The sequence below is a fragment of the Mesorhizobium sp. M7A.F.Ca.US.007.01.2.1 genome (assembly GCF_003998165.1).
Taxonomy (GTDB): Bacteria; Pseudomonadota; Alphaproteobacteria; order Rhizobiales; family Rhizobiaceae; genus Mesorhizobium; species Mesorhizobium ciceri.
The window spans coordinates 1-5541 of the sequence record NZ_RZQP01000321.1; the positions used below are offsets into that span (position 1 = coordinate 1).

Here is a 5541-nt window from a genome sequence, read left to right on the forward strand (position 1 = left end):
CCGCCTCGAAAGTCACCGCGGCAATCGAGGCGGGAAAAATCGCCGTCACATCCAACGAGATGCTGGTCACCAATCCGCTGATCGACGTCGTCATCGACGCCACCGGCAAGCCGGGCGTCGCCGCCGATTTCGACCTCATGGCGATGGAGCACGGCAAGCATCTGGTGATGATGAACGTCGAGGCCGACGTCACCATCGGCTGCTATCTCAAGCAGCAGGCCGACCGGCTTGGCGTCGTCTATTCGGTGGGTGCGGGCGACGAGCCGTCGAGCTGCATGGAACTGATCGAGTTTGCGTCGGCGCTCGGGCTGACCATCGTGTCGGCCGGCAAGGGCAAGAACAACCCGCTCAACCACGATGCCGTACCGGACGACTATCGCGCCGAAGCGATCCGCCGCAACATGAACCCGCGCATGCTGGTCGAGTTCGTCGACGGCTCCAAGACCATGGTCGAGATGTGCGCCATCGCCAACGCCACCGGGCTGGTGCCGGACGTCCCCGGCATGCACGGCCCCAAGGCCGATCGCGACGACCTCGCCAAGGTGCTGATCCCGCGCGAGGATGGCGGGCTGCTGTTGAAGAAAGGCGTCGTCGACTACACGATCGGCAAGGGCGTCGCGCCCGGCGTCTTCGTCATCGTCGAAGCGACGCATCCGCGCATCATCGAGCGCATGGACGATCTTCATATCGGCCACGGCCCCTATTACAGCCTGTTCCGGCCATACCATTTGACCTCGCTGGAAGTGCCGCTGACCGCCGCCCGCATCGTGCTTTTCGGCAAGCCCGACATGGTGCCGCTGCCGCGGCCGGTTGCCGAAGTGTGCGCCGTTGCCAAGCGCGACCTTGCCCCCGGCGAGACCTTCGATGCGATCGGCGAGACTTGTTACCGCTCCTGGACGATGACCGTCGGCGAAGCCCGCGCCCAGCGCGCCGTGCCGGTTGGCCTGCTCGAGGGCGGCAAGGTGCTGAAACCGGTCACGAAAGGCGAATTGCTGACGGCGGATAATGCGTCGCCCGACCAGACGACGAGGCTGTTCGCCTTGCGCCGGCTGCAGGATGAGATGCTGTACGGGACAAACTGAGGATTTATCTCCCCAGTTCGACCGACCGCAGCCGCGCAGCCTCCACCGCTTGCGTCAGCAGATTGGTCAGCCGGTTCTCGCCCATCAGAACGGCCAGCGCCGCGGCCGTCGTGCCGTTGGGGCTGGTGACCTGCTGGCGCAGCACGCCCGGTTCCTCGCCGCTTTCGGCGGCGAGCGAGGCGGCGCCATAGACGGTCTGCATGGCGAGCAGCTTGGCGGTCGCCGTCGGCAGACCGGCCTTCTCGGCGGCAACCGTCAGCGCTTCGATGAAATGGAAGATATAGGCCGGTCCCGATCCGGACACGGCGGTCACCGCATCCATCAGGCCCTCATCGTCGATGGTGGCCACTTCGCCGCTCGCCGACAAAAGGTCGGCGACGAAACGCTTGGTGTCATCGGACACGAGCTTGTTGGAGAACACCACCATCATGCCCTTGCCGATCGCCGCGGGCGTGTTGGGCATGCAGCGCACGATCGGCGCGCGATTGCCGAGAATTTCCTCGAAGGTGGCGGCAGGCGTGCCGGCGGCGATGCTGACGAAGGTGGTGCGGCCGTCGCCGAAGCGCTTGTAGGCGGCCGTGACGTCGCGGATCACCTGCGGCTTCACCGCGATGACGACGAGATCGGGCAGGGCATCGGCCGGTATGCTACCGGCATCGGCTGATGTCGCGCAGCCCAGCGTTGCCGCGCGATTGCGCAGATCGGCATTGGGCTCGACCACGAAAACCGCCGACGGCGCGAGCTTGCCGGATTTCAGCCAGCCCGAGAGCATGGCGTAGCCCATATTGCCGCAGCCGGCGAGAACAAGCCTGATCGTCATCGAAAGCCCTCCAGAGGAAGGCCTTCACATAGACGCTGGCGCTTCCCTGGGGAAGCCCCATCAGGATCGCGAGCCGCGATCGGGATCGCGCACCGCGATTGGCCGCAGCGACACTTGCCTGAGGCCAAGCACGCCGAGCACGAAGAACAGCCAGACCGGGTCGCCGCGATGGAAGAAGAAGCTTTCGAGGAAAGCGTTAAGCGCCGTGAACAGCACCACCATCATGAAGAAGTCGCCGAGAAAGATGTTTTCCCTGCGCAACGGAATGCGCATGTAGTCGCGCAGCGGCGCGATGAGGAAGGTGTAGACCGCCACGCATAGTGCCGGAATGCCCATCAGCACGGCGATGTCGAGATAGCCGTCATGGCCGTGCACGATGGTTCTGATGTCCCACGGCCGGTCGAAGGGCTGGTCCTGGTTGAGCAAGAGCGGCGTGCCCCAGAAGCTTTCATAGCCGTAGCCGGTCCATGGCTTCTTCGCCAGCATGCTGCCGGCGAACTCCCACAGCGTCGTGCGGCCGGTATAGGTCATGCCGGGGAAATAGATCGCCGCCAGATGTTTTACAGGCGGCAGGAAGACGATGCCCAGCGTGCCGACCGCCGTGGCGATGATGGCCAGCGCAAACAGGATCGGCGTGCCGAGCCGCATGCCTATCAGGCTCGGGAACATGACGATCAGGATCGAGAACGGCACCAGGCCGGCTGTCGTCTTGGAGCCGGTGTGCAGCATGAAGATCATCGCCGCGAAGAAGATCCCGGCGCCCCAGTAGCGCTGCCCGCGCCGGTAGAGATAGAGGCCTGCGAAGCTGAGGCAGGCCATGACCGGCCCGGCAATGTTCTTGTGGGTGAACACGCCGCGCCACAGTCCGGCATGTTCGGGCTCCTGCGAGTCGGCTGTGTGCATCGCCTCGTGCGGAAAGACGATGAGGCCGAGATAGGAAAGGCCCATGACCACGACGGCGGTGAAGATGATCACCTTCGAGAAGGCTTCGGCGTCGCGCGGCAGCACCAGGATCGTTGCCATCGTCAGGATGCCGATCAGGGTGAAGGAGGCGGCGCGCATCGCCGAAGGCGGATCGGTCGACAGGATCACCGAGAGGAAAAAGAAGCCCAGCATCAACACCCAGGATGGGCTCAGCAGCGAGCGCACCACGCGCGGATCGGCAAAGGCCATCAGCGAGAAGATCGACATGGCGCCGAGCGAACCGAAGCCAAGCTGGTTGACGATGTCGCCGCCTTGACCGGTGAGTTCGGCGCCGCCCGGCTGGAACGGCCGGAACGACACCATGATGACGGTGAACAGCAGCGCGGCAATGGCGGTGGCCACGCCTTCGCGCGTGAACGCGTCGCCGAGCGGCGCGCGCTCAGTTTTTCTCAGGCTGGCGGTATTGCTCATTGGCATATCCGAATTCGGCCAGCACGCGGCCCAGCGCCACATGGACGGGGTAGATGGCGATCGCCGGCGATCGGGTCCGCGCCAGCCGGATCAGGCCGCGAAACGGCGAGGCGGCAAGCAGTGCCAGGCTCTTCAGCAACACTTTGGCGCCGGCCATTGGCGTGCCGGCGCGCTTCTTCTTTTCGACCAGTGTCGAGATGACGCCGTTGCGCAGGCTGCGGGCGCGGATCCAGTCGGCTTCGATACGCCGCGCCGGAACGGTTTCCAGCACCTTGGCCTCGGCGCACCAGCCCAGCACAAAGCCCTTTTGCACCGACCGGCTGAGAAAGTCGGAATCGCCGCCGCCCATGAAATTGAATCTGAGATCGAGAAAGGGCGGACCCATGGCGATCAGCACGTTGCGCCCGACCAGAAGATTGCCCGACGAATAGAGCGCCGGCACGCGTCCGGTTTCCCGGTAAGGCGGCGCGAACACCGGATGCTCTGCCCATCGCGCATGGGCGGGGTCGGCAAACACGGGCACCTGCGGGCCGCCGACAATGTCGGCGCCGAGCGTTTCGGCAGCCAGGCACATCCGTTCCAGCCACTGCGGATCGGCGATCTCGTCGTCGTCGATGACCAGCAGATGCCTGAAGTTCGGGAATTGCAGGATGGCTGTCTGCCAGCCGGCATTGTAGGCGCTGCAATTGCCGCGCTCATGCGCGATGATCACCAGGCCCGGCATTTCGCCCCGCTCGAACAGCGGCAGCGCCGCCTTGGCGCCGGCCCGCGCCTCGGCTTCGTTCTCCATGACGATCACGGCAAAGCGTCTGCCGGTTTGCTGCGCGCGCAGCGACGCCAGCGTTTCCAGCACCTGCTCGGGACGCTTGAAGGTCGGCAAGGTGACGACGGCTTCGACGGCCTCGACGTCAAGCCGCGGCGTGCGTCCCGCGACCGTTACCGAACCGTCCGATGGCAAAGGGATCATCCGTGTCCAGCCACATGGTGAGTTGGGCTCTGGTAGCACCACGGTTGATAAGGTTTCGTTAATCACCTTGAACGGAGAAGCCCGCCAGGCAGCGGCTTTCGGCCGTCGAATGTGCAGGCTTAATCAAGGGTTCACCGCACTTTGCTACCGGCTACACCACTGGATAGGTAAGATGCATCTGCTGTTCGCCACATCGATCGTGCCCGACGGCGCTCTCGCCTCGGGCTACGAGATCGCCAACGCTGCGATCATCGCTGCCTTGCGGCGCGCTGGCGCGCGCGTCACCGTCATCGGCTTCACCTGGCCGGGGAAGCCCGCGGCCGACCCCGAAAACACCATGGTGCTGGGTGCGATCGACGTGCGCACGGAAAATGCCTCCGCGCGGCAAAAGCTGGCCTGGGTCGGCAAGGCGCTGCTTTCGGGCCTCACCTTCGCGTCGGTCAAGCTGCGCGCCGTGTCCGACAGCGATGTTCTCGCTGCCATTGAGCGTGCCGGACCGTTTGACGGCTATGTCTTGAATTCCGTGCAGTTCGCCGGCGCCTTCGAAAAGCTGTTCGCTGAGCGGCCTTCGATCTTCGTTGCCCACAATGTCGAGCATCTTTCGGCGCGGGAGAATGCCGCTGCCGCCGACGGTCTCTTCCAGCGCCTGCTGTTTCGCCGCGAGGCGAGGCTGCTCAAGACCGTCGAAGAGCGTCTCTGCCGCCGGGCGCGCTTCGTCTTCACCCTGGCCGAGGAAGACCGCGCCGCACTCGGTGTCGCCTCCGACAACCGCTCGGCGGTGCTGCCGCTGGTGACCGGTGCCCAGGCGCCAACCCTGAAAAGCCCGCGCCGCACCGATTGCGACGCCGCCCTGATCGGCACCTGGACCTGGCAGCCGAACCGCATCGGCCTCGACTGGTTCCTGGGCAAGGTCGTGCCGCATCTGCGGCCCGATTTCCGCATCCGCATTGCGGGCCACATGCCTTCGGGCGTCGCGTCGAAGCACCCGGGTGTCGAATTTGTCGGCCGCGTGCCCGACGCGCAAGCTTTCGTGCGCGGTGGTGCCGTCATCCCGCTGATCAGCACCGCCGGCAGCGGCGTCCAGTTGAAGACCATCGAAACCTTCGAGCTCGGCCTGCCTTCGGTCGCCACCAGCCGTTCGCTGCGCGGCATCGACCACCGTCCTTCCAATTGCGTCGTCACCGACGATCCCGTTGCCTTCGCCAGGGCTCTCGAGGCTGCAGCGGCCGACATCCGCGACGTTGACGGCAGCGCGTTCCGGGGCTCGCAGGTCAAGG

The 5541-nt window shown here is 65.2% G+C and carries 5 protein-coding genes; 2 read left to right on the forward strand and 3 right to left on the reverse strand.

Translation table 11 applies throughout. The features are described from left to right. Positions 1 to 1082, forward strand: a 1082-nt coding sequence (locus EN949_RS32420) for a homoserine dehydrogenase (RefSeq protein ID WP_127371904.1), incomplete at its 5' end; no start/stop codon positions are given. Between the two features lie 4 nt (positions 1083 to 1086). Here EN949_RS32420 and proC read toward each other — a convergent pair. The 3 genes from proC to EN949_RS32435 are packed head-to-tail and all read right to left on the reverse strand — an operon-like array spanning position 1087 to position 4264. After that, a complete protein-coding gene (gene proC, locus EN949_RS32425) occupies positions 1087 to 1902 on the reverse strand; it encodes a pyrroline-5-carboxylate reductase (RefSeq protein WP_127366400.1) in 816 nt (271 codons plus the stop codon). Positions 1903 to 1962: 60 nt separating this feature from the next. Further along, the gene (locus EN949_RS32430) at positions 1963 to 3297 is read right to left on the reverse strand and encodes an O-antigen ligase (RefSeq protein WP_013530224.1); all 1335 of its coding nucleotides are present in this window, start codon (positions 3295 to 3297) and stop codon (positions 1963 to 1965) included. Beyond that, a complete protein-coding gene (locus EN949_RS32435) occupies positions 3266 to 4264 on the reverse strand; it encodes a glycosyltransferase (protein ID WP_013530225.1) in 999 nt (332 codons plus the stop codon). Before EN949_RS32435 ends, EN949_RS32430 begins: the two co-directional genes overlap by 32 nt. Positions 4265 to 4436: 172 nt before the next feature. Between EN949_RS32435 and EN949_RS32440 the strand changes: the two genes are divergently transcribed. Beyond that, a partial coding sequence (locus tag EN949_RS32440; RefSeq protein ID WP_127371905.1) for a glycosyltransferase family 4 protein occupies positions 4437 to 5541 on the forward strand: 1105 nt, incomplete at its 3' end.